The 25,090-nt window shown below is 41.8% G+C and carries 21 protein-coding genes; 9 read left to right on the top strand and 12 right to left on the bottom strand.

Annotated elements, in window-relative coordinates; translation table 11 throughout:
• The 6 genes from VFM80_RS04730 to hemH form a co-directional block, all read right to left on the bottom strand.
• A partial coding sequence (locus VFM80_RS04730; protein WP_395070071.1) for a PH domain-containing protein occupies window positions 1–305 on the bottom strand: 305 nt, incomplete at its 3' end.
• Entirely contained in the window at window positions 298–807 is a 510-nt protein-coding gene (locus VFM80_RS04725) for a PH domain-containing protein (protein WP_395070069.1), read from the bottom strand. The genes VFM80_RS04730 and VFM80_RS04725, both read right to left, overlap by 8 nt.
• Window positions 808–921: 114 nt before the next feature.
• Complete coding sequence (locus VFM80_RS04720) at window positions 922–1,098, bottom strand: histone H1 (RefSeq protein WP_395070067.1); 177 nt, start codon at window positions 1,096–1,098, stop codon at window positions 922–924.
• A gap of 144 nt (window positions 1,099–1,242) precedes the next feature.
• Window positions 1,243–2,532, bottom strand: coding sequence for an MFS transporter (locus VFM80_RS04715; RefSeq protein WP_395070065.1), 1,290 nt, complete (start codon window positions 2,530–2,532; stop codon window positions 1,243–1,245).
• 118 nt (window positions 2,533–2,650) lie between these two features.
• Window positions 2,651–3,985 (bottom strand): protoporphyrinogen oxidase, encoded by a 1,335-nt coding sequence (hemG, locus tag VFM80_RS04710; RefSeq protein ID WP_395070063.1) that lies wholly within the window; start codon window positions 3,983–3,985, stop codon window positions 2,651–2,653.
• Window positions 3,986–4,079: 94 nt separating this feature from the next.
• A complete protein-coding gene (gene hemH, locus VFM80_RS04705) occupies window positions 4,080–5,141 on the bottom strand; it encodes a ferrochelatase (protein ID WP_395070061.1) in 1,062 nt (353 codons plus the stop codon).
• Window positions 5,142–5,203: 62 nt separating this feature from the next.
• Between hemH and VFM80_RS04700 the strand changes: the two genes are divergently transcribed.
• On the top strand, window positions 5,204–6,016 hold the full coding sequence (locus VFM80_RS04700) for an NAD-dependent epimerase/dehydratase family protein (protein ID WP_395070059.1): 813 nt from the start codon (window positions 5,204–5,206) through the stop codon (window positions 6,014–6,016).
• Here the strand turns inward: VFM80_RS04700 and VFM80_RS04695 are convergent.
• The gene (locus VFM80_RS04695) at window positions 6,013–6,381 is read right to left on the bottom strand and encodes a carboxymuconolactone decarboxylase family protein (protein ID WP_395070057.1); all 369 of its coding nucleotides are present in this window, start codon (window positions 6,379–6,381) and stop codon (window positions 6,013–6,015) included. The genes VFM80_RS04700 and VFM80_RS04695 overlap by 4 nt on opposite strands.
• Before the next feature lie 301 nt (window positions 6,382–6,682).
• Between VFM80_RS04695 and VFM80_RS04690 the strand changes: the two genes are divergently transcribed.
• From VFM80_RS04690 to VFM80_RS04670, 5 genes are all read left to right on the top strand, one after another.
• Window positions 6,683–8,182: a hypothetical protein gene (locus VFM80_RS04690; RefSeq protein ID WP_395070055.1), complete on the top strand. Its 1,500-nt coding sequence runs from the start codon at window positions 6,683–6,685 to the stop codon at window positions 8,180–8,182.
• 162 nt (window positions 8,183–8,344) lie between these two features.
• Complete coding sequence (locus tag VFM80_RS04685; protein ID WP_395070053.1) at window positions 8,345–9,544, top strand: DUF4856 domain-containing protein; 1,200 nt, start codon at window positions 8,345–8,347, stop codon at window positions 9,542–9,544.
• Window positions 9,545–9,613: 69 nt separating this feature from the next.
• Window positions 9,614–10,723 (top strand): imelysin family protein, encoded by a 1,110-nt coding sequence (locus VFM80_RS04680; protein WP_395070051.1) that lies wholly within the window; start codon window positions 9,614–9,616, stop codon window positions 10,721–10,723.
• Between the two features lie 3 nt (window positions 10,724–10,726).
• The gene (locus tag VFM80_RS04675; protein ID WP_395070049.1) at window positions 10,727–12,097 is read left to right on the top strand and encodes an HTTM domain-containing protein; all 1,371 of its coding nucleotides are present in this window, start codon (window positions 10,727–10,729) and stop codon (window positions 12,095–12,097) included.
• Window positions 12,075–14,561: a TonB-dependent receptor domain-containing protein gene (locus VFM80_RS04670; protein WP_413789708.1), complete on the top strand. Its 2,487-nt coding sequence runs from the start codon at window positions 12,075–12,077 to the stop codon at window positions 14,559–14,561. Before VFM80_RS04675 ends, VFM80_RS04670 begins: the two co-directional genes overlap by 23 nt.
• Here the strand turns inward: VFM80_RS04670 and VFM80_RS04665 are convergent.
• Entirely contained in the window at window positions 14,545–15,102 is a 558-nt protein-coding gene (locus VFM80_RS04665) for a transposase (protein WP_395070047.1), read from the bottom strand. The two genes, VFM80_RS04670 and VFM80_RS04665, sit on opposite strands and share 17 nt — an antisense overlap.
• A 117-nt stretch (window positions 15,103–15,219) precedes the next feature.
• On the opposite strand from VFM80_RS04665, the gene VFM80_RS04660 reads away from it, so the two are divergent.
• The 3 genes from VFM80_RS04660 to VFM80_RS04650 all read left to right on the top strand — a co-directional run bounded on the left by VFM80_RS04660 (window position 15,220) and on the right by VFM80_RS04650 (window position 21,024).
• Window positions 15,220–16,305, top strand: a complete 1,086-nt coding sequence (locus tag VFM80_RS04660; RefSeq protein WP_395070045.1) for a hypothetical protein — start codon at window positions 15,220–15,222, stop codon at window positions 16,303–16,305.
• 147 nt (window positions 16,306–16,452) lie between these two features.
• Window positions 16,453–17,343 (top strand): ABC transporter ATP-binding protein, encoded by an 891-nt coding sequence (locus VFM80_RS04655; RefSeq protein WP_395070043.1) that lies wholly within the window; start codon window positions 16,453–16,455, stop codon window positions 17,341–17,343.
• 18 nt (window positions 17,344–17,361) lie between these two features.
• Window positions 17,362–21,024: an ABC transporter permease/M1 family aminopeptidase gene (locus tag VFM80_RS04650; RefSeq protein ID WP_395070041.1), complete on the top strand. Its 3,663-nt coding sequence runs from the start codon at window positions 17,362–17,364 to the stop codon at window positions 21,022–21,024.
• Between the two features lie 92 nt (window positions 21,025–21,116).
• On the opposite strand, the gene hisH is transcribed toward VFM80_RS04650, so the two are convergent.
• From hisH to hisD, 4 genes are read right to left on the bottom strand one after another with little or no spacing between them, the layout of a single operon-like run.
• Entirely contained in the window at window positions 21,117–21,731 is a 615-nt protein-coding gene (hisH, locus tag VFM80_RS04645) for an imidazole glycerol phosphate synthase subunit HisH (RefSeq protein WP_395070039.1), read from the bottom strand.
• A 13-nt stretch (window positions 21,732–21,744) separates the two neighbouring features.
• Window positions 21,745–22,629: an imidazoleglycerol-phosphate dehydratase HisB gene (hisB, locus tag VFM80_RS04640; RefSeq protein WP_395070037.1), complete on the bottom strand. Its 885-nt coding sequence runs from the start codon at window positions 22,627–22,629 to the stop codon at window positions 21,745–21,747.
• A 17-nt stretch (window positions 22,630–22,646) separates the two neighbouring features.
• Window positions 22,647–23,699: a histidinol-phosphate transaminase gene (hisC, locus tag VFM80_RS04635; protein ID WP_395070035.1), complete on the bottom strand. Its 1,053-nt coding sequence runs from the start codon at window positions 23,697–23,699 to the stop codon at window positions 22,647–22,649.
• Window positions 23,696–24,985, bottom strand: a complete 1,290-nt coding sequence (hisD, locus tag VFM80_RS04630) for a histidinol dehydrogenase (protein WP_395070033.1) — start codon at window positions 24,983–24,985, stop codon at window positions 23,696–23,698. The genes hisC and hisD overlap by 4 nt, the downstream gene beginning before the upstream one ends.
• Between the last annotated feature and the right edge of the window lie 105 nt (window positions 24,986–25,090).

Below are 25,090 nucleotides of genomic sequence, written 5' to 3'. Positions count from 1 at the left end.
AGAAGTCCTTCTGTAATATCAATAACCTGTATTCTGTCTTTTGAGAGATAGACCTTTCTTTTAACAAATATTCCTTTTTCGATCTGTAATTCATCTTCAAAGATGCGAAACCTAAAGAACCACCATCCAAAGATCCCGGCGAAAAAAGAAATACCTAAACCTGCTCCTAAAAAATATAGGAAATAACCCTCTGAATTTGTAGTACCTATAAACAAAAGAACTATTAAAGTGACAAAGTTCTGTTTTATAGTATCAATAACCTGACTTATGCCTGCAACAGGATGCTGTTTTCTAAATTCAGACATCACTTTTTACTTTTCGAACCAGTGTTGAAATAGTATTCCGGAGTTCATCAGCGGTCTCATTATCAAGAGCAGGGATTTCATGAGTGGTGGCAGCAGTGGAAATAGTTACTGAGGCTAACTCAAACTTTCTGTACACCGGTCCCTGTCGGGTATCCACATGCTGTACCCTGTTTATTGGAACAAGCGTTCTCTTCTTGATGATAATACCTCTTAACATATCTATCTCTTTATCAGAAACGTCGTATTTCCATCTCTTCCAGCGTAATTTTGGAAATATAAATGCAATGGTCAGGTACAGGAATAGTCCAATGATAAATAAGGAAGCAAATAAGACCCAATCCACTCCCTCGTGCCACGGTGCCTGAGAATCAGAGTTGATGCCAATGGCTATTGACACATAAAATCCTGCAGGTACAAACCAAAAAAGCCCATATAGAAGGGCATTTACTGTCCATGCTTTTATGGCATTCTTATGTATTCTTGTTTCTGGCTCTTGATTCATATGTCTTCCTATTTTTTCGCCTTTAAGGTAGAAATACATCTTTACTTAAAAAACTCTTTAAAATAAAAAAAGCCACACAATGGTGGCTTTTTTTTAAAAAATTGATAGTAGAAACTACATGGAATTTTTCTTTGCTTGAATTTCCTGCCGGATCTCGTGAGAAAGATTCTTAAGGGTCATTAAATGCTTACGTGCCCTTGTACCGGCAGCTTTGTTCCCTTTCTCATAAAATTTCTGCATTTCAACCTGTAATTCTTCTACTACATTGTTGATATCGTCAATTCTACTCATATGTTGTACTCCTTTTACTTTATTTCGGTTAAAGGTATTTCAAAGAAAAAAATACCCGCTTTTAAAATGTACTGTTGTAATTACAGTAGTAAAATCTGCGTTAATTTAATAAATAAGTAGGTAAATACATTTTTTTCTTTCTTTTTATGTTATATGCACTTCTTCCTGACTTGTTCCCTTAATTTCATCCACCCCAAACATTAAGGCCAATCCAATGATCAAAAGTAATAAAATCGCACTCATTCCCCACCGTTGGCTATCCATGAAAAACGTGATCCATCCTACCATTATTGGGCCTGCAAAAGTAGTCACTTTTCCGGACAATGCAAAAAGCCCATACATTTGATTTCGTTTATCTTGCGGGGCAATTCTCCCCATAAAAGTTCGGCTTGACGCTTGTACCGGTCCTACAAAGATCCCAAGTAACAATCCCCACACCCAAAACCATGATTCAGACTCTACAAATAACACGGCAGTTACGGGGAGGATCAACCCTACCAAAGACCATACTATAGTATTCTTACTTCCACTGATATCATCCAGCCATGCAAAACCGAATGCGCCCAAGCCTGCCGTTACATTGAGCGCGATTCCGAACATGAAGATCTGCCCTGTTTCGAAGCCAAAAGTTCCGGCAGCGTACACACCACCCATTGCAAAAATGGTGGCAAGACCGTCGTTATAGAATAATCGGGCCAATAGAAATTTCCAGATATTGGGCTCTTCCTTAAGCATGGCTAATCCATTTTTAAGCTCCCTCATTCCATCTGAAACAGCCGTTTTCATGGGTTTATGCTTTGATGGGGTATCCGGAGTTTTCAAGAACATAGGCAGACTGAATAGTGCATACCAAATCCCTGTGAACAAAAATGTGATCCGTACATTTTGGAGAGAGCCTTCATCAAGGCCAAACCAGGAAGCACCATTTTCTACAAAGCCGAAATATCCGATAATTAAACACAGTAGTCCTCCGGCATAACCCATTGCCCAACCCCAGCCGGACCATTTTCCGATGGTCAGACTCGTGGTCAGATCCGGCAGCATGGCATTGTAAAAGATAAAAGAAAGTTCAGCTCCAAGCGTAGCCACAAAAGCCATTGATAAAGCAAACCAAATGAATTCTGTGCCTGGTTCTGCAAACCAAAGCATGCTACATCCAATTACACATAACGTGGTGAAAAAGACGATCCATGGCTTCCTCCTCCCTCCTTCATCAGCGAGGGCTCCTAAAAAAGGGGCTGAAATAGCAATCACAAGTCCTGCCAGCCCGATCATATTTCCCCAAAGTATGGTTCCGCTTGTTTCGTTTTCAGCAATGGATTGCGCGAAATAGGCTGCAAATACAAACGTCTGGATCATCACGAAATAAGCGGAGTTGGCCCAGTCGTACATGGCCCAGGCAAGTAAGCCTTTGGTTGAAGCGGGTTTGGTCATAATCTGGATTTATGAAAGATGTGCCCGAATATCGGTTTTGGAAGCGGAAAAGCAAAATTAAATAGCAGAATGAAGAGTGATCAAATGATAATCAGCTTTGATCGCTTTATGACCCTATTCAAGCTTCTATTTTTTGCACCAAGTTTTCAGCTCCTTTCACACAATCCGGGACCGATACACCCCAGCGGTAATTTCCTCCTATATAGAATCCCGGGTTTGCGGCTTCCGCTTGCTTGAATTCTAATCGGGTGGCTTCATACCCTACATGAAATTGTGGAATCGCTTTACGCCATAACTTTGACCTCAAGAATTCAGGTTTGGAAGAAATGTGCATGAGCTCCGAAAGTTCGGAAAGAATATGTTGCTCTACTTTCTGAATATCATCAGTAAGAATATCCCTGTCATGAGCCCCACCGGTCATTAGGGTGAAGTGAATTTTACCTTCCGAAGTCAATGCAGGGAAGATGCTTGATTTCCAGATGGCACCCAGTAAACGGATATTTTCTTTTCGGGGGATCAGAAAACCAAATCCGGATCGGGGTAATTCGATGCCCTCTGTATTAAAAATAACCTGTGTGGAAAGCATCGGGGCGTAATCTATGGAAGATAAGGCATGGGAAAGCGCCGGGGCAAAACCCTTAAGCACCGATGATAAACTATAAGCAGGCAAGCACGATATGACCTTTTCCGCAGTATACTTCCCCTTCGATGTTTCCACCTCAAAACCGTTTCCAGTTTTTCGGACACCGGTTACTTCCTCATTCAAGATATAATCTGAAATTTTGCTTGAAATAGCTTCAGTCAACTGCTGAATACCTTTTTTGAAAGTCAGTACTACCGGCTTTACCTCAGATTTTTCTTTTCTAGAACGAAGGGTACCCATTGCTATGGAACCAAATTTCTGCTCGTTTTCAGCTAGTTTAGGAAGGATTTCTTTTTTGCTGATCCGGTAAATATCTCCGGCATAGATCCCGGAAAACACCGGGTCTACCAAATATTCTAAGGCTTCTTTGCCAATTCGCCTTTCCAAGAATTCCCCTACGCTTTCATCTTCAGATGTGCCTTTAGAAATGAAAGGTTCAGCTAAGATACGCCACTTGGCTTTGCCCGAAATCACATTGGTGGTAAAGATAGTTTTAAGGGAAGGAGTCAGCGATTGAAGCTCTCCATCTCTAACAATAAAACGAGTCTTAAAGGCTTCAGAAATTTCAACGATCTCTTCCTTCAGCCCAATTTCTTCGGCTAGTTTTCGAATAGAACCATCCCGGTCGCGAAGGGAATTAGGACCAAAATCCAGTACAGTGCCATCTACTGTTGATGAAGAAATCACGCCACCGGTTTCTGGTTGCTTTTCGATAAGCTTAAAAGGAATTCCGGCTTTGTGAAGATTCCAGGACGTAGCAAGACCTGAAATACCTCCGCCCAAAACCAATATTTCGTTTTCCTTGCCCATCATCATCTATAATTTAACCACGGAGTACACAGAGGAACACAGAGTTTTTCGGTTGCATTACCTCAGACCTTTCATGTTCTATATGATTTAAAATTTACGCAACAGTCTCTGCAGGTTTTAGCATATTGGTACACCATGTTTCTAGAGCATCAATCCAAAGATCGCTGTCGTTGACACAAGGAATAAGGATCAGGTCATCTCCGCCAGCTTCCACGAAGTCTTCTTTACCGCGGATACCAATTTCTTCCAGTGTCTCAATACAGTCAGATATAAAAGCCGGGCAGCAAACCGCCACTTTCTTCACACCTTCTTCCGCCAAACGCACTAACTCAGAATCGGTAGCGGGGCTTAGCCAAGGATCAATTCCCAGCTTAGACTGAAACGCAAAACTGTAGCTGAAATCTTTGTTATCAAGATCCAGGTATTCTGCAGCATTTTGCGTTGTTTTCACATTTTGATGGCGATAGCAGAAGGTATGTGCAGGAGAATTAATGTTACAGCAATCCTCACACTTAAGACAGTGATCACCGGTTATATCTCTTTTCTTGATATGCCGCTCCGGTACCCCGTGATAAGAAAACAGGAGGTGATCAATATCATGCTCTTCAATATAGGGCCGAATACTTTCTCCGAGTGCTTTTACGTATTGGGGATCATCATAGAATGCGTCCTTAGTTATCATCTCCAGGTGCGGATATTTTTCCTGCCAAACTTCTTTGGCTTTTTCGATCACTGTTTCGGTGGTGGCCATGGCATATTGAGGATAGAGCGGGATCATAAATACTCTTTCCAGGTCCGGATTCTTTTCCATTAATTCATCAAAACCGGCTTCTATAGATGGATTTCCGTAGCGCATTCCCATAGAAATAGGAACTTCATCTCCCAAACGTTTTTGCAATTTATCGATCACTTGTTGAGTTATTACAATAAGCGGAGAGCCTTCATCCCACCAGATAAGTTCATAAGCCTCGGCAGACTCTTTTGGGCGAAAAGGAAGGATCATGGCTTCCACAATAAATTTTCTCAGTGGAGTTGGGACGTCAATTACTCTCTTATCGGTTAAAAATTCTCTTAAATACACTTTCAGGTCAGCGGGTTCATAACTATCCGGTGATCCGAGATTTACTAATAAAATGCCTGTTTTCGATTGTTCCATGCCTTATTTTAATATATGTTCTGCTATAATCGAGCAATAAGTTTATTTAATATGAAGAAAATATGAATTCTAAGAAAAATGGGCCTGTATTGGTCATTGGATGCGGTTGGCTGGGGAAAAAGTTAGGTTCTTATCTTATCTCAAAGAAGTTAACGGTTTATGGCACTACTCGCTCTTCTTCAAATTTTTCAGAGCTAAATGCACTTGAGATCAAGCCGGTTAAACTTGAGTTACCTTCTGCATCCCTTTCCGACATCCGCCTGCCTGATGTTAACACAGTGATCATTTCTATTTCACCCGGACGCGGGGAAGACAGAAATGAATATCCAAAAATAATCGGACAGCTTTCTCAGGTTCTCGCTGAAAGAAACGTACAGATCATCATGTATAGTTCCACATCTGTATATGAAGATACAAAGAATGAAGTCACGGAATCAGACGCAAAACCTGACGAAAATAGCAGTAATGCAATTACTGCAGCTGAAGGCGCTTTAGTCAAATACTCCCCCGATGCTGTAATTCTAAGGCTTAGTGGTTTATATGGAGAAGACCGGCATCCGGCCAGATTTATGGCGGGAAGAAAAAATATTGCTGACGGCGACTCACCGGTGAACTTAGTTCATAGCGATGATGTAATTCAGGTGACGGCTAAAATTATTGAAAAGAAGATCAAAGGTGAGATCTTTAATGTTTGCAGTGGAAGTCACCCTTCCAGATCTGAGATCTATACTAAAATTGCTGAAAGGCTTGAATTGAAAAAGCCCACTTTTGAAGAAGGCGGCGCAGATGGGAAAAAAGTTTCTTCTGAAAAATTGAAGAAACAACTAAAGATTAAATTTCTTCATCCGGAACCGTCAGAATTCCTGGCAGATTAATTGGTTTTGAGTGTACCTTCTTTTTCCAGGATCTCCAGCGTTTCCGCAGCATGACGTAAATGCGGGATCACAATACTGCCCCCAACGATCAATGCCACATTCAGTGCGTCCACGATCTCGGCTTTGGTTGAGTCGGTTTTAGCGCATTGTTCCAGATGATAGTCAATGCAATCATTACAGCGCAATACAGCAGAAGCTACAAGCCCCAATAACTCTTTTGTTTGAGTTGGAAGCGCCCCATCCCGGTAGGTATTGGTATCCATATTGAAAAAACGCTTGATCCCAAGATGGTCCAGATCCATCACTTTTTCATTTTGAATTTTTCGCTCTTCTCTGAATTGTTCTAATCTGTTTTTTGCTGACATAGTATCATTGGGTTTTCTATTGCCTCTTATTCACGAAACACAAAATAGGGAGTTTTTTGGGAATTCATTGGGAGAATATCGAACATTCAACAAGGAACATTGAATATCGAAGTATTAAGGTCTTTAGATGGAAATAATCTGTCTCTCTTTCGAGAGACAGGATTTAGCTTTGTATTGAAAGCTTTCGGGAAGAGAGGACATTGTACAAAAGAGCTACTTTATATAATTCCTCACAATTGCATTTTGAATCCTCGCTCACTTAGTTATCTTTTTGTGCTTTTGAAATTTAGTGGCAAAGATAATGTTCTGGAATAAAAAAGAGTCAAAACATAAACTGGTGGTGATCGGAGACAGCCTTTCTCAAGGCTTTAACAATGGAGGGGTATATCGTACGGATATGAATTTTCCGGCCATGCTTCAACGGTGTTTTGACCCAAAGCCTAATTTCGATCAACCAAGTTTCACTGCCCAAGCCGGAATCCCTCTTAATCTCGAAGTTTTAGTTCGGGGATTATCTGAAGAGTTCGGTGACGAAATAGACTGGAAAGAGTTCCTGCCCGCGGCAAAACATATGATCTTTACCTTGAGACGAATTAAGAAATACTGGGAAGGTGGATTCAAAGACTTGGCTATAGATCGAATTCAACCTTACCACAATCAATCGATCTGGGGATTCAACATCAGTGATTCCTGGATTGTTAATGAGGAAAATAGCCGGAATCACATTGCAAATAACCGTGAGCAGTTTACCGTCTTCGATATGTTGCCGGAACATGCCAAATTTACTACTGCCCGATTGGTCTTAAATCCCTCTTTTAAAACTGAATATCAAAAACGCACCCAATTTGATAATGCAAAGGTATTAGCGGAAGACGGTGGTATCGAGAATTTGATTGTGTGTCTTGGTCATAACAACATGATTGCTACTGTTACCGACCTCAAACTCATTTGGACTGAAGATGACGCCCTTGAAGTTTTTCCCGGACAACGTACTCATACTATTTACAGGCCTGAGCATTTTGAACAGCAGTATCGGAAAATGGCAGAGAAAGTATCCAAGCTTGGAGCTAATCGGGTGTTTGTCCCCACTTTGCCTTATGTAACAATACCACCCGTTATGCGTGGGGTGAATTCAGACCTTTCCAGCAAGCGTCTCGGCTATTTTGATTACTACACCCGCTTTTGGATCTGGGATGAAGACTTTCATCCTGACAAGCATCCACACCTAACCAAAGATGAAGCCATTCAGCTTGACCTTACCATGGATGACTACAACGCTATAATCAAGGAAGTAGCTGATGAATATGGATGGTCTGTTGTTCCCATGGCTAAAAATGTAGCCGGTATGGCACGAAGGCGCTTGGGCGGTGAGTTGGTCCGGGATTTCCCTAAGGGCTTAGCTGATGCTTTAAAGAAACAGGAAAGTACGTCCCATTTGGTAGATGAAAATGGAGAAGTGAATTTATCTACAGATTTTATTCGGTTAAATGATCAAGGTAAACTCTATAAAGGTGGCATCTTCAGCCTGGATGGGCTTCACCCTACAACCATTGGATACGGGTTAATGGCTAGTGTGTATCTAAAAACAATGGCACGGGCCGGTGTAAAGTTTCAGTACCCTATAAATTGGGAAGAGGTAGTTCGTGAAGATCAACTTGTCAGTGATCCTCCAAAATTGCTCGCTGAGTTAAGAGTGGTTCTGCGCTTCCTTGCTATGAATCATCAGGAAAAAGTATTCAGCATCAGCAAAAATATATTAAGCCAGATCATGGAATTAGTCTCTCCCCGCCATCAGCAATAGCTTGTCTCCCTTTCGTTTAAACACTCCCATCCTTCAGAACTTCTCTCTTTAAAAATTAATTTAGATTAAATCTATATAAGCTTTGATTCCATTTGAAAAGCTTCTTAACTTAGAATCGTTCTAAATAAAAACATCCAACTTTACTTCCACAATTCTTAACTTATGAAGCTTTCAAAATTATTAATTCTTATTGTTTTTTCTGCATTCGCAATGATATCCTGTGATTCTAATAACGAGCCTACTATTGATCCTCCTGCAACTTACGAGTTCTCCCGCAATGGAGAATCATCTGTTTCTTTTCCCGGGCAAACCACTCGAATTCAAATGGCCGCTGAATTGACTTCTGCTATGATGGATTTTGATAATACTACCGAAGAATTACTTCTGAACATGTACCGAAATGAAGGTACTAATCCATTCAAAAATGATGATTTAAACGAAGCCACTAAAAAAAATATTAAAGGTAAAGTGGCTGCATCTGCTGATTATTTTTCTTCCAACTCTCAGCTAAGTGCAGAGATCAAAAAACAGTTTGAAGAATGGCTTTCTGCTCAGGTTGAAGAGGTTTATCCAAATGAAAATATGGTTGCGGCACCAGGTCAGCCCGGACAAATAGCCGATGGTTCTTCCACGCGCTATGTAAACGGCAAAGGTTTTGAATACAATCAGCTGGTAGGAAAGAGTTTGATCGGGGCACTAATGGCCGACCAAATGCTGAATAACTACCTCAGCACTTCGGTTTTGGATGCTGGCACAAACCGCGAAGACAACAGTAATGGTACGCTTGTTGAAGGTACCAACTACACCAATATGGAACACAAATGGGACGAAGCCTACGGATACTTATTTGGCAATGCCGATAATCCTTCCAATCCAACTATCGGAGAAGGAAATGGATTTCTGAATACTTACTTGGGTCGAGTTGATGGCGATGAAGATTTTGCCGGAATTGGACAAGAAACATTTGAGGCTTTCATTCTTGGCCGCGCTGCTATTGAAGCCGGAGCCTATGATGTACGAGATGAACAAGCACAAATAATCCGTGAAAATATTTCTACGGTAATTGCGGTACGAGCTATCTATTATCTACAATCCGGAAAAAATGCACTTGAAGAATCTACTCCAAATTATGGCGCTGCTTTCCATGATCTTTCTGAAGCGTATGGTTTCATATACAGTCTGAAATTCAGTCGAGTTCCCAATTCTGACAGCCCCTACCTGACTTCCGAGGAAATTGACGGAATGTTGGCTCAACTGACAGCCGGCGAAGGACTCTGGGATGTTGAAACAAATGTTTTAGACCAAATGTCTGAAACAATAGCTGCTCAATTTGATTTCACTGTAGAGCAGGCAAGTAACTAAATCAATTTTTCATCTTAAAGCTGGCAACAAAATCTGTTGCCGGCTTTTTTGTTTTAAATCCTTTTTGATATGAAAAAAATTGCGATTCTTTTACTGACTGTTATTGTATTGTGGAGCTGTACAGAAGATGGCCCTTCCGGACCTAATGTAGATGACTTTGACCGTGAAGCTATTCTTGTAAACTGGGCAGATAATATCATTATTCCTTCTTTTACAGCTTTTTCAGGAGCTGCCGATCAGCTTCACAGCGATGCGTCCGCTTTTGCTGAAGCGCCCACACTCCAAAATCTTGAAACACTACGCAATTCCTGGCAATCGGCTTACCTGGCCTTACAGCATGTTTCTATGTTTGAAATGGGAAAAGCCATGGAGCTTCGTTTTCGGGATAACATGAATATCTATCCTGCCGACACAAATGAAATTGAGGATAACATCATGGAAGGCAATTATAACCTGGAGCTGCCTTCACTAAACAACAGTCAGGGATTTCCTGCACTCGATTATATGCTGAATGGTTTAGGTGAAAGTAACACTGAGATCCTGTCTTTCTACACCACCAATCAAAACTCAGACGGATATCTCACCTACCTAACTGATCTTACTTCCCGAATCCAATTTCTTTCAAGTACGGTTTTAACAGACTGGACTTCCGGATACCGTGATGAATTTGTGAGTAACTCAGGAAATGGCGCGAATTCTTCTCTGGATATGATGGTGAATGACTACATCTACTATTACGAAAAACACCTTCGTGCGGGTAAAATCGGTATTCCTGCTGGTGTATTTTCCGGTTCACCACTCAGCACTCATGTTGAAGCTTATTACAGTGAATCTCTTTCCAAATCACTATTCAATGAAGCATTAGACGCCTCCCAGAATTTCTTCAACGGTACTCATTTTGAAAGTGGCGCTTCCGGTGAAAGCTTGAAATCATATCTCGATTTCCTGAATACCATGAAAGAAGGTGCCGATCTTGCAACCCTCATCAACAACCAGTTCGATGCCGCAAGAGAGGAAGCTGAATCACTGAATGATAATTTTGCAGAGCAGGTAGAATCCAACAATAACTTAATGCTTTCCACTTACGATCAGCTACAAATGAATGTTGTTTACATGAAAGTGGATATGCTTCAAGCGCTGAACATCAACGTAGATTATGTGGATGCTGACGGTGATTAAACAGTGAATACAAATTCGATTCGTTCATATCTCAATACCTCAACCAATGCTGCTCCATTAGCTGTTTTTCGGATTTTTTTCGGAATCTTAATGCTGTGGAGCATCATTCGTTTTGCAGCAAATGGCTGGATCGAAAAGCTCTACATTGAGCCCCAATTTTTCTTTTCCTACTACGGGTTCAAATGGGTGCAGCCGCTGGGTGAATGGACGTATCTTATTTTTATCATCTGCGGACTTTCCTCCGTTTTTGTCGGCCTGGGATATAAGTACCGCATTTCCATTATCGTATTTTTCCTCAGCTTCACCTACATAGAGCTGATGGATAAAACCACCTATCTCAATCATTATTACTTCATCAGTATCCTCAGCTTCCTGATGATCTTTCTGCCTGCTCACGCTTATTATTCTCTGGACGCATACAAAGATGAAAATCTGCGGTCTCAACAGGTTCCTAAATGGAGCATCGATTCAATTAAATTCCTGCTTTTTATCGTGTATTTCTATGCCGGGCTGGCTAAGTTGAATTCAGACTGGCTTTTTGAAGCCATGCCGCTGCAGATCTGGCTGCCAGCTAAATATTCCATTCCACTTTTGGGAGACTTGCTGCAGCAAACATGGACTCATTATGCTTTTGCCTGGGCAGGAGCCCTTTACGACCTAACCATTCCTTTTTTACTACTTATTAAGCGTACCCGGATCTTTGCTTTCGTACTTGTGGTGATATTCCATGTATTAACCCGTGTGCTTTTTCCGATCGGAATGTTTCCATATATCATGATCGCCAGTGCCCTTATTTTCTTTGATGCCGGACTTCACAACAAGATCCTGGCTAAATTTTCCGAATGGCTGAAGATCAGTAAATCCGTTTTTGATAATGGGAAGCTTTATCAATTTCCTAAAACCTGGCTGCGAAAAGCCTCACTTGGGATAGTCACCGTATTCTTTATCCTGCAACTTCTCATCCCCTTTCGATACCTGCTCTACCCCGGGGAACTTTTCTGGACCGAAGAAGGCTATCGTTTTTCATGGCGGGTCATGCTGATGGAAAAAGCCGGATATGCCCATTTCAAAGTAGTGAATCCTGAAAATGGGCAACGCTTTTATGTAGATAACACAAAATTCCTGACACGCTTTCAGGTAAAACAAATGTCCAGCCAACCTGATTTCATTTTAGAATATGCACATTTCCTCGAAGATCACTATCAGCAGCAGGGCATTCAGAACCCGGCGATCTACGTGGATAGTTATGTAGCTTTGAATGGACGACAAAGCCAACGTTATGTAGATCCTGAGATCGATCTTACCGAAATACGTCCTTCACTAAAACACCGAACCTGGTTACTCCCTTTTAATGATGAGATTAAAGGACTTTAGTCTGTTTATTATTTTTTGTCTGTTTTCAATTTCTGCTTTGGCACAACACCAGATCTCAGGCTACATCACCGATGCAGAAACCGGAGAACCGATCGAGGATGTTGACATCTATGACAACAACGCCGGCAAATCTTTCCAAACGAATGAAGATGGGTATTTCGAAATTAACGACCTCCCCTATGGAAATTACAACCTCTTCTTTTTTAAGCTTGGATATGAGATCATAAACAAAACTATCATTCTGGATAGTAATAATTCAGATTTCAATTTTGAGTTAAAAAAGCTGTCAGGCGAAATGTCTGAAGTAGCCGTCATCGAACAAAGAGATAAAGTTTTTGGGATAACCAGGCTTCGGGAAGTGGAAGGGACTTCTATTTATGCAGGAAAAAAAAACGAAGTCATTTCCCTTGAACAAATGGTAATAAATACCTCCTCAAATAATGCCAGACAGATCTATGGGCGGATCTCCGGGCTGAATATTTATGAATCGAATGATGCGGGTTTGCAATTGAACATTGGCGGTCGCGGGCTAGACCCCAATCGATCTTCCAATTTCAACGTCCGCCAAAACGGATATGATATCAGTGCCGATGTTTTGGGATATCCGGAAAGCTATTATACGCCTCCAGCCGAAGGACTTCAGGAAATACAGATCATCCGCGGAGCCGCTTCCCTGCAGTATGGAACTCAGTTTGGCGGATTGGTAAATTTCCGCATGAAAAAACCCGTAAGAGACAAAGCTATTGAAGTCATTTCACGTCAATCTATAGGTTCAAATAAACTCTTTACTACATTTAATAGCTTAAGCGGAACCATTGGAAAAGTAGGTTACTACGGCTACTACAATTTTAAAAAGGGTGACGGATTTCGACCAAATTCCGGTTTCGAATCGAATAATGTGTATTTATATACTGATTATGAATTCAGTGGACGAACCAAGATCAGGCTGGATTTCACTTATCTGAATTACCTTTCCCAGCAACCCGGAGGATTGACTGATGCCCAGTTCTATCGTGATCCAACCACTAGCAACCGCACCCGAAACTGGTTTGACGTGAATTGGAAACTGGCTTCCTTCAAATTTGAACATGAATTTTCTTATAGAACCAAACTGAGCATTCTTGCTTATGGCCTTGATGCTTCCCGAAGATCAGTTGGATTCCGAACGAACCGTGTATCTCAGGAAGACGATCTGGAGGCTCCCCGTGACCTGATCCTTGGGGACTTCAACAACTGGGGAACAGAAATACGACTTTTGAACCGATATACAATTGGAGAAAAAAATGCAGTATTCTTGATCGGCAGTAAATATTATAGCTCCAAAAATACCTCCGTTCAAGGTCCCGGAACCGCCAGCAACAAAGCAGATTTTACCTTAGCCGATGAACAATTCCCCAATTACCCTAATCAATCCGATTTCACCTTCCCCAATCAAAACCTTGCAGTGTTTGGAGAAAATATCTTTTATGTGATGGATAATTTTTCTCTGACCCCTGGATTTCGATTTGAATATATCAAAACCCAAAGCCGGGGAACTTTCAAACGTATTAATTTTGACCTGGCCGGAAATCCTATTCAAAATCAGACCTTTGAAGACAATCGCATGTTTGATCGAAGTTTTCTGCTGCTTGGCCTGGGACTTAGTTATCTCCCGAATTCTAATACAGAACTTTACGGAAACTTCTCCCAGAACTATCGCTCTGTCACCTTTAATGATATCAGGGTTGTAAATCCCACATTCCAGGTAGATCCTAAAATCACTGATGAGAGTGGTTTTACCACAGATTTTGGGTTACGTGGAAGCCTTGGGGAAACCCTTTCTTATGATGTTGGAGGATTTGGACTACTGTATGACAATCGCATCGGGGAAGTTTTAAAAGCCGAGACGCGGGTAAATGCAGATGGAAACACAGAAGAAACTGGACGCGTAGTTCGATTCCGGGGAAATATTGGTCAGGCCTTTACCTATGGAATAGAGAGTTTGGTTGAGTTAAATATTTTGCCGCTTTTAGGCCGAGATCAACGGAATCTCAAGTTTTCTGTTTTTGCGAATACCGCACTTACCAAATCCGAATATTTCGATTCTGAGATTGCCGGCGTAAAAGGCAATGAGGTAGAATTCATTCCTCTCCTCAACATGAAAACAGGGCTTACGCTCGGCTACAAAAATCTGATCGGCTCATTACAATACACCTTCGTTTCCAGTCAATACACTGATGCTTCAAACGCCGAACAAAACACAAATGACAACCAAAGCGGCATACGTGGTGAAATCCCGGCATATGAAGTAGTCGATCTTTCCCTGTCGTGGTCATACAAGAAAATTAAGATTGAATCAGGCGTCAACAATGTCTTGAATTCCTGGTATTTTACGCGTCGCGCCACCGGATATCCGGGTCCCGGCATCATTCCATCCCCGCCAAGAACCTTTTATGCGACGATACAATTTAAAATTGGGAATTGATCGAATGTTCTTGATCTGATTCCCAATTACGGGGATTCATTTCGATATAGAGACGGATATTATCCAATGATTTTTGACTGCGGATGATGTGATCATAGAAACGGGATTGCCATGAGAATTCGTAATTCTTGGCATTGCACCAACGGGTTACGGCAGATTTGTATGAACGGACAGCCGCAGATAATGATTTCGGTTTTGGTGAAATTTCCGACATTCTGTTGTTCAAACCGGTATTCTGTAGGGACGTTGCATGCAACGTCCCTACAGAATGGGAACCATTTTCATTGGGGATAATTTGAATGATCCCATGAACATGATTTGGCATTACCACAAATGCATCCAATTTCACATTATCAAAATGATCGGGAATTTGATCCCAGAAATACCACGCTGCGCATCCCTGTTCGGTCAACCCCATCACCCCATCCCTGATCTCTCCAAAATAATGGATTCTATCCTTGGTACAGATCGTGATAAAATAAAATGAGGGAAACCGGTAATCCCAGCCGTCCAACCGGATCGATTTTCTCCAATATTCCATACGCTTTTTTTTGTTTACCGTTCGATAGTAAGAGCGATTTCAATCCCATTCCTTACAAATAATTTTTCTTATCTTTGCGATGAAATTTTCATAACCATTCATCATCTACTCACTTTCATGAAATATCTTGCTCTACTGCTGATCTTTGTTGTTACCATTTCCTGTACTTCCAATTCTGAAAAAAACTCCTACAACCCCGAAACTGATACCCTGAAATACGAACAGGAAGTTCATCTGCAAAATGTACTTCAGCTTACTTTTGGGGGTGATAATGCTGAGGCTTACTGGAGCTATGATAGTGAAGAATTGATTTTCCAATCCAATAATCCTGAGTGGGGTGTGGAATGTGATCAGATCTTTACCATGGACATTTCTGAGAAAGAACCCGGATTTGAACCACCTATGATGAGTACCGGAAACGGGCGTACAACCTGTGCCTATTTCCTCCCCGGTGATTCTACATTTGTTTATTCTTCTACTCACGAACACGGAATGGAATGCCCTACTGCACCTGAACGTGGCCAAGGCGGAGCGTACGTTTGGCCAATCTATGATACATATGATATCTACAAAGCAGATATGGACGGCAACATCATCGCGAAGCTTACCGATGAACCCGGTTACGATGCCGAACCCACGGTTTCTCCAAAAGGTGATAAGATCGTTTTCACTTCCGACCGAAGCGGAGACCTGGAACTCTACATCATGGATACCGATGGATCTAACGTCATCCAGATCACTGATGAATTGGGGTATGATGGCGGAGCATTTTTCTCTCCGGATGGAACTCAGCTTATTTTTAGAGCTTCCCGTCCGCAGACAAAAGAAGAGGTAAATAAATATAAATCACTGCTTGAAGATGGCTTGGTTGAACCTACCAACATGGAGCTTTTTATTGTAAATGTAGATGGAACCGGACTTCGCCAGATCACTGACCTGGGCAATGCGAACTGGGCACCATATTTCCATCCTTCGGGAGAAAAGATCGTGTTTTCATCAAATCATAAGACACAGCGTGGATTTCCATTCAATATTTTTATGATCAATGTAGATGGAACCGAGTTAAAGCAGATCACTTTTGATGACCAGTTTGACTCTTTTCCCATGTTCTCTCCTGATGGTAAGAAGATCGTGTTTTCTTCCAATCGAAATAACGGTGGTGATCGATCAACAAATGTATTTGTAGCTGATTGGGTGGAGTAGGCAGTTTATACCGGATTCTGTGAAGATACAGTTCATCAATGCTATGCCTTTTAAAAGAAAAGGCATACAGATCAAAATTCACCCCAACAAAAAAGATTTAAATACTTATACTCATGCTCGCCATTTATCACAAAAAAAAATTGGGTTATGAAACTTACGCTTTCTAATATTTCCAAAACCTATAAGAACGGGGTAAAAGCCCTTGATAATGTATCCATTGAAATTGAATCCGGAATGTTTGGTCTGTTGGGTCCAAATGGAGCCGGAAAATCAACTTTAATGCGAACCATTGCCACCCTTCAGGCTCCTGACAGCGGTTCTGCTTTTCTGGATGACATCAACATCCTTGAGGACAAACTAAGCCTTCGCAAAGTGCTTGGATATTTGCCACAAGAGTTTGGAGTATACCCTAACATGTCAGCCGATGATCTGCTACACTATTTTGCTCGTCTAAAGGGAATAACCGATAAGAATGAACGAACCGAAATGGTGAATACTGCACTGGAAGTCACCAACTTATTTGAGGTTAAGAACAAAAGTGTAGCCGGCTATTCGGGTGGAATGAAACAGCGGTTCGGAATTGCACAGTTGTTGCTAAATGACCCTAAACTAATCATCGTGGATGAACCGACAGCCGGTCTTGATCCTTCTGAACGTCATCGTTTTTTAAATGTTTTGCGTGAGATCGGAACCAACCATATCGTGATCTTTTCCACCCACATTGTAGACGATGTGAAAGAACTTTGTACCGATATGGCCATAATGAACGGCGGGCGAATTTTGAGTCACCATACCCCAAAACAAGCTGTTCAAGGTTTAAAAGGGCAAATCTGGACGAAAATAATTGAACGACATGAACTGGAAGCATATGAAAATCAGTTCAATGTTATCTCTTCAAACTTCAATCAGGATAACACACTGAACATACGGGTGCATAGCACCGAACAACCTAATGAAACTTTCCAGGCCAAAGAGCCTGATCTCGCGGACGTGTATTTCGTCACCTTGCGAGAAGAGAAAGAAGTTGTAGCCGCCTAATCCAAAAATTTATCTGTTATGTTCTATTCCATTTTTTCTTTTGAGATTCGGTACTGGCTGCGCAAGCCTTCCCTTTATGTGTATGCCGGCATTATGTTTGCTCTCTCCTATTTTATAATGATCAGCGCTGCGGGAATTTTTGAAAGCCTGACTGTGAGTATGAATACCATCACCATTATGAACTCTCCCATAGCCATTAACGGGCTGTTGAATGAGATGGCCATCATCCTCTATTTCTTTTTACCGGCCCTGATCGGAGGAACTATTTACCGGGATTATAAACACAACATGCATTCGGTATTGTACTCCTACCCTTTCAAAAAGTGGGAGTACCTGCTCGGTAAATTTATGGCCGGCCTCACCATTTCCACCTTTGTTATGCTGGCTGCTGCCTTAGGTATTATTCTTGGAACTATAACTCCCGGCACCAATCCTGAACTCCTCGGACCCTTCAACCTGATGAGTTATATTCAGCCATTCCTTTACTATCTCATACCAAATATGATCTTTTTCGGGGCAATGGTGTTTGCTGTGGTAGCCTTCACCCGTAATATAAATGTGGCTTTTCTTGTAATACTGGGTTTTTTCCTGATTCAGATCTTTGCCCAAAACCTAACTGCCGACCTTGATAACAAAATGCTGGCTGCTCTGCTCGATCCGTATGGAGCTCAGGCAAATGCCTACTACGCAGAATACTGGACCATATTCGAGCAAAATGAAAATCCACTCCCATGGGGTGAGATCATTCTCTACAACCGATTGATATGGACCGGGCTTGGTATCTTGATCTTTGGATTGGTTTACAGGGCGTTTAGTTTCAGTCAGCAAGCATATAGCTTTAATTTCTTCCGAAAGAAAAAAGGTGAGGCCGTAACCAAGAAAAACTTTGGAAGCATTCTTACGGTAAACATGCCGAAAGTGACTATGAATTTCTCCTTTGCAGAGAACCTGAAATTAGCCTGGGAGCTTGCTAAAGTCGATTTCAAGTACATAGTAAGTGGCTGGGCTTTCATTATTATTGGGTTGATCGGACTACTAATCTCGTTAAGTGTGATACTTTTAGGGGGTGAGATATTTGGCACTGACACCCTTCCCGTAACCTGGCAAATGCTACAACTTCCGGGAACTTTCTTTAGCTTGTTCATCAATATTTTGACTTTCTTGTATGCAGGCATGCTCATCCACCGCAGCCGTGGCGATAACATGGATCAGTTGATTCATGTAACGCCCACGTCCAACTGGACGATCTTGTTTTCCAAATTCCTGGCGCTGGTACTGATGCAAATGGCTCTTCTCTCCATCATCATGATCGCCGGACTTGGCGTACAGCTTTTCAACGGGTACTATAATTTTGAGATCGGATTATACCTCTTCGACTTGTATGCCATTTCGCTCATTCATGTGGCAATCTGGGGATTGTTTTCCATCTTCATCCACAGCCTGTTTAAGAATTACTATATCGGATTTATACTTCTACTGGTGATATCCATTGGTATTACCTTTTTGAGTGAAATTGGGATTGAGCAAACTGTTTTTAAATTCAATCAGGCCCCGGGTACAGCCTATTCCGATATGAACGGATATGGCAATTCACTGGCTCCATATTTTGTGTACAAAGTATACTGGCTGTTCCTTGGAATTGCTTTTTATGTACTCTCGATTCTTATTTTCAGAAGAGGATTACCGGGCAGTATCAAGGAAAGATTCGGGAATGCTGCAGAAGCCTTCACCCCTAAACTTAAGATCATTTTTACACTTTCGTTGATTGGATTTCTGGGGATGGGAACATGGATCTATTATGTAAATAACATCAAACACGAATATATCTCGTCTCAGCAGTGGGAACTCCGAGCGGCTAATTTTGAGAAGAATTATGGGGAATTTGAAGACGTTCCACAACCCCGGATTGTATCGAGTTCCATCAACCTGGATCTTTATCCGGAAAGCCGTGATCTGGAAGTAGCAGGAAGCTATATCCTGGTTAATAAAACCGATGTTGCCATCGACTCTATTCACATTGATCACAATGATCTTATAAGCGAGTTTGAGTTTGATCGTGAATATGATTTAGTACTGGAAGATGACTCTATGAACTACGACATCTACCAACTTTCCGAACCCATGATGCCCGGCGATTCGATATTATTCACTTTTGCCCTTTCCAATAAGCCAAATGAGATCCTGCGAAGTAATTCGCCGGTACGGAACAACGGCACCTTTATCAATAACTCCATTTTCCCGAGTATTGGATATCCGGCATCATCGGAATTAAGCAGTCAAGAGGCTCGTGAACGCTACGAGCTTCCCCCCAAACCCCGCATGGCACCACCCACGGATAGCACTGCACGAATGGACAACTACATATCCAGCGATGCTGATTGGATCGATTTTGAGACTACCATTTCAACTTCGCCCGATCAAATTGCCATCGCGCCGGGATATCTTCAGGATGAATGGGAAGAAGACGGCCGACGTTATTTCCACTACGAAATGGACAGCACTATTGTAAATTTTTACTCATTCATTTCGGCAGAATTTGAGGTGGTAAAAGATACCTGGAATGATGTGGCCATAGAGATCTACCATCACCCCGAGCACACCTATAACCTCGACCATATGATAGACGGTGTGAAGAAATCGCTGGATTATTACACCGAAAATTATAGTCCATATCAATTTCAACAACTGCGTATTATTGAATTCCCAAGAACAGGCGGAAGCTTTGCACAGTCTTTTGCCAATACTGTCCCTTATTCCGAGGCCATCGGTTTCATCGCCGATGTGGACACCACCGATAAAGAAGCCGTGAACTATCCTTTCAGTATTACTGCGCATGAAGTGGCACATCAGTGGTGGGCACATCAGGTAATTGGGGCTAATGTTCAGGGAGCGACCATGCTGTCTGAAAGTCTTTCAGAATACAGCGCTTTAAAAGTACTCGAAAAAGAATACGGAGTTCACCAAATGCGTCGGTTCCTGAAAGATGCCCTTGACAGTTATTTGATAGGCCGAACGATGGAATCCCGAAAAGAAATGCCGTTGATCTATAACGAGAATCAGCAATACATTCATTATAACAAAGGCTCGCTCGTGTTCTATGCCCTAAGCGATTATATCGGAGAAGACAAGCTTAATGCCGCTCTCAGTGATTACATTGATGACGTTGCTTTCCAAGAACCGCCCTATACCATTTCGCTGGAATTGGTGGAATATTTGAGGGAAGCTACGCCTGATTCACTTCAATATCTCATCAAGGATATGTTTGAAACCATCACGCTGTATGATAATCGTGTGGAGGAAGCAACTTTTACAGAAATTGACAGCAGCACGTATGAAGTTAATCTGACGCTTCAGGCATCCAAATACCGAACCGGAGAAACGGGAGAGCGGATCTATAAAAATGAAGCCGGTGACAGTCTTTCAGTTGAAGTAGAAGGACGCCGCCGACCGGTAGAATCACTCCCACTCAACGACTGGATAGAAGTAGGCGTATTTGGAGTAGATGAAGAAGGCAACGAAACGGTGCTTTATCTCGAAAAACGTAAGTTCACTGAGATCATGAATGATATCACGGTCACAGTTGATGAACTGCCGGTTTCAGTCGGTATTGATCCCTACAACAAACTGATCGATACTATTTCAAATGATAATCGCAGACCGCCTTCAAAGGAAGATTCCTGAAAAGGTAAGAGGCATTCTAGCTGAGGAACTTACATTCCTTCCTCAGCTTATTATACCCGTAAAGTGCAAAAATCAACAGAAGAGAATTGGCGCTACATCTTCACTTTTTCAGGAGAGTAAACCAGGTCCAGAAAATTTTGCAAGATCATAGATCCCACACTTCCTGATTTTTCGGGGTGAAATTGTACTCCTATGAAATTGTCTTTACAAACAATGGCGGAAAAGTCATTGATGTAATTGCACATTGCCAGCGTATGATCTCCCACCGGAGCGTAATAACTATGTACAAAATAAAGGTAGTTCTTTGAGATCAGATTTTTAAGTATGCCATGTTCTTTTTTGGGAGCCTTAAGCTTATTCCATCCCATATGGGGAACTTTAGCCTTTGTCTCATCAAATTTCTTTAATGAACCCGGAATTATCCCAAGTCCAGCAGTATCTCCTTCAGTTGATGACTCGAACAAAAGCTGCATTCCTACACAAATTCCCAAGACAGGTTTTTTGGTATTTTTAATCCACTGATCCATCCCCTTTTCCTTTAGCGATTCCATAGCGGCTCCCGCATGTCCTACTCCCGGAAAAATTACTCCTTTTGCACTTTCAAGTTCTTCAGGAGTTTCAGCAAAAAAGTAATGAGCTCCCAATCGGTCCAACGCATTTGCGACAGAGGCAGTGTTTCCGGCTTTATACTTGATGATAGCAATCATACAAAAAATTCATCTACAACGTCCCTTTTGAACTTGGGACAAGATTCTTGATACGCCCGTTCTGTTCTATAGCCATCTTCAAGGTCCGGGCAAAACCTTTAAAACAGGCTTCTATTTTATGGTGATCATTTTCACCTGCAAAGCTAACATGAATTGTTGCCCTCAAGTTCATTGCCAGACTATAAAAAAAGTGCTTTACCATTTCGGTGGGGAAGTCACCCACATACTCTCTCTTGAACTCTCCTTCAAAAACAAGATATGGCCTTCCTGACAGATCTAAAGCCACTGTTGCCTGCGCTTCATCCATTGGCAAAACAAAACCGTAGCGCTCTATTCCTTTTTTATTTCCAAGTGCTTTCGTTATTGCTTCGCCCAATGCTATCGCTACATCTTCTATGGTGTGATGCTCGTCTACTTCCAGATCTCCATCACACTTCAAGCTAAGGTCGATCAAACCATGACGTGCAATTTGATCCAGCATATGGTCAAAGAAATCCAGCCCGGTAGAGATATCTGCGTTCCCGGTTCCGTCTAAATTTATATCTATGCTGATTTCTGTTTCATTGGTCTTTCTCTCAATCGAAGCTTTTCGGGCTTCCTTGGTAATAAAATCAACGATCCCCTGCCAGCTTTCCGAAGAGATCTGCTCTTCTCCCTCTCTGATCAATCTCAGCTTTCCCTGTTCATAATCGATCAACAGATCAGAATCCCCGGAATCAAGAAATGTTATTTCTTCCTGTTCCAGTATCTTTTTTTGGTGTGGTGAAATTGAATCAGATCCAAAATACAGGTCACGTCCGCCTTCAGTGATTCTTTTGAGCGAAGTAATGGTATTTGTCCGGAACAGGTGTTCCTTATCAGGATCTTCCAAAGCTTTTTTTGTAATAGATATAAGCATAGCCAATTATGGTTTGATTAGATTATTTCCTGCAAAGCTCTAAAGAAACGATCGTTTTCTGAAGCAGTTCCAACTGTTAAACGTAAGCAATTTTCACAATTTGGTTCATTTCCGCGATAACGGATGATCACTCCTTTTTCCGCAAGCTCTTTGTACACATTCAACGCATCTTCTATACGAAACATAACAAAATTAGCATCGGTCGGATAAATTTTTTCAACTTCTTTGAACGTAACCAACTTACCGATCACACGCTCACGTTCCGCTAAAATAGCTTTAATATTCTTTGTGATATGATCGATATTGGAAAACGCCAGATTTGCTTTAACAGATGTCAATTTATTTACATTATAAGGAGCTTTTACCTTCATCATATACGATATCACCTCAGGATCAGCCAAAGCAATTCCCAACCGAATACCGGCAAGTCCAAATGATTTTGACATCGTTTGAAGTACAACCAGGTTTTTGAAGTCAGTGATGTTATTGGCTAAACTCCCCTGTATGCTAAAATCGATATATGCCTCATCTACTACAACAATTCCGTCAAATCCTTCCAGGATCTTCACAATGTCACTGACATCCATACTGTTGCCTGTGGGATTATTAGGCGAACAAATAAAGATCAGTTTAGTTTCGGGGCGTATCGCTTTTATTATTTTTTCGGGCTGAAGCTGAAAGCTTTCCGTCAATAAAACTTCATCTACAGCAACATCATTTATGCTGGCAGAAACCTTATACATGCCATAAGTAGGAGGATTTACGATAACGCGGTCTTTTCCCGGACGGCAGAAGATCCTGAAGAGCAGATCAATTGCTTCATCGCTTCCCACTCCAACAAATACATTTTTCTTACTTAAACCTCGAAAAGCACTGATCTTTTCTCTCAGCTCATCCTGATGAGGCATTGGGTAGCGATTCAGCTCCATATCATCGGCAAAAGGTGCACCAAAGCTGTTCTCGTTGGCATCTAATAAAACACCCGAATCAAAATCATCGCGGGCACTACGGTAAGGTTTTAGGTTTAGGATATTTTCCCGAACCAATGAATTTATATTTCTTTTTTTCATCTATTGATATCTTTTAATCTTAAAGTAACAGCATTTTTATGCGCCTGAAGTTCTTCCAATTCGGCCAGCTTTTCCACAGTGGGTCCTATATTTTTTAAGCCCTCTTCACTGAGTGACTGCATGGTCACCGATTTCTGAAAAGCGGCTAAATTCACCCCGCTGTACATTCGGGCGTAACCATAAGTTGGTAAAGTGTGATTGGTTCCGGAGGCATAATCCCCTACACTTTCAGGGGTAAGCTGACCCAGAAAAACAGAACCTGCATTTATGATCTTATCAGTATAAGACTCCGCCTGATCAACATTCACTATTAAATGTTCCGGTGCGTACTGATTGGAAAAATCAAAAGCTTCGTCAAGAGAATCTACGACAACAGTAAAACTGTTTTCCAGTGATTGCCCTGCCATTTCTTTACGGGGAAGCAGATTGAGCTGAGCTTCTAATTCAGATTCTAATTTCTCCATATCAAACTCTTTTGTGGATACAAGCACGACCTGACTGTCTTTGCCGTGCTCCGCCTGTGAAAGCAGGTCTGCAGCTACATAAGCCGGGTTTGAGTGTTTATCCGCGATCACCAATACTTCGGAAGGTCCGGCAGGCATATCGATACTGATCTGAGCTTCAGAATTCTGAAGGATCATTTTAGCCGCTGTCACATATTGATTACCCGGGCCAAATATTTTATCCAGTTTAGGGACTGATTCTGTACCAAATGCCATCGCTGCAACGGCCTGTGCTCCACCGGCCAATAGAATCTTATTTATTCCTGCTTTCTGGGCAATGTAAATTATTTCAGGCGCAACGGTTCCATCCTTTTTGGGAGGAGTGGCCATTACTTTAGTAGTACAACCGGCGATCATGGCTGGAATGGCTAACATCATAGCGGTTGAAGGAAGAATGGCGGTTCCCCCCGGAACATACATTCCCACCCTTTCGATAGGCCTTGCCACTTTCATACAGCGCACGCCCGGCATTGTCTCCACTTCAATAGGGTGAGAAATTTGAGCCTTATGAAATCGAAAAATATTATCAAAAGCGGTATCTATGGCTTCTTTTACTTCCGTAGAGAATGAAACCTCGATCTCCCTTGGATCGATCGTCACTGCTTCTAATTTCACTCCATCAAATTTTTGAGTGTATTTTTTTACTGCTTCATCCCCTTCATTTTCAACAGCATCCAATATGGGCTGAACCGTTTGGAAAATAGATGTGAAGTCGATCTTGGGCCGCTTAAGAAGCTTGCTGATCTCTTCAGATGACAATGCTGAGTACTGATATGTTTTCATATTGTTTGCCTGATAGTTGGGCTCTCCAGTCAGTAAGGGCGCATGGCCATGCGCCCTTACTGACTGGTTTACTTTAAAGGTTTTACAAGATCATACTCTCGATCG

It is taken from the genome of Gracilimonas sp. (genome assembly GCF_035704785.1).
GTDB lineage: Bacteria > Bacteroidota > Rhodothermia > Balneolales > Balneolaceae > Gracilimonas.
The sequence above is the reverse complement of the archived record's forward strand: the minus strand, read 5'-3'. Positions and strand labels throughout refer to the sequence as shown.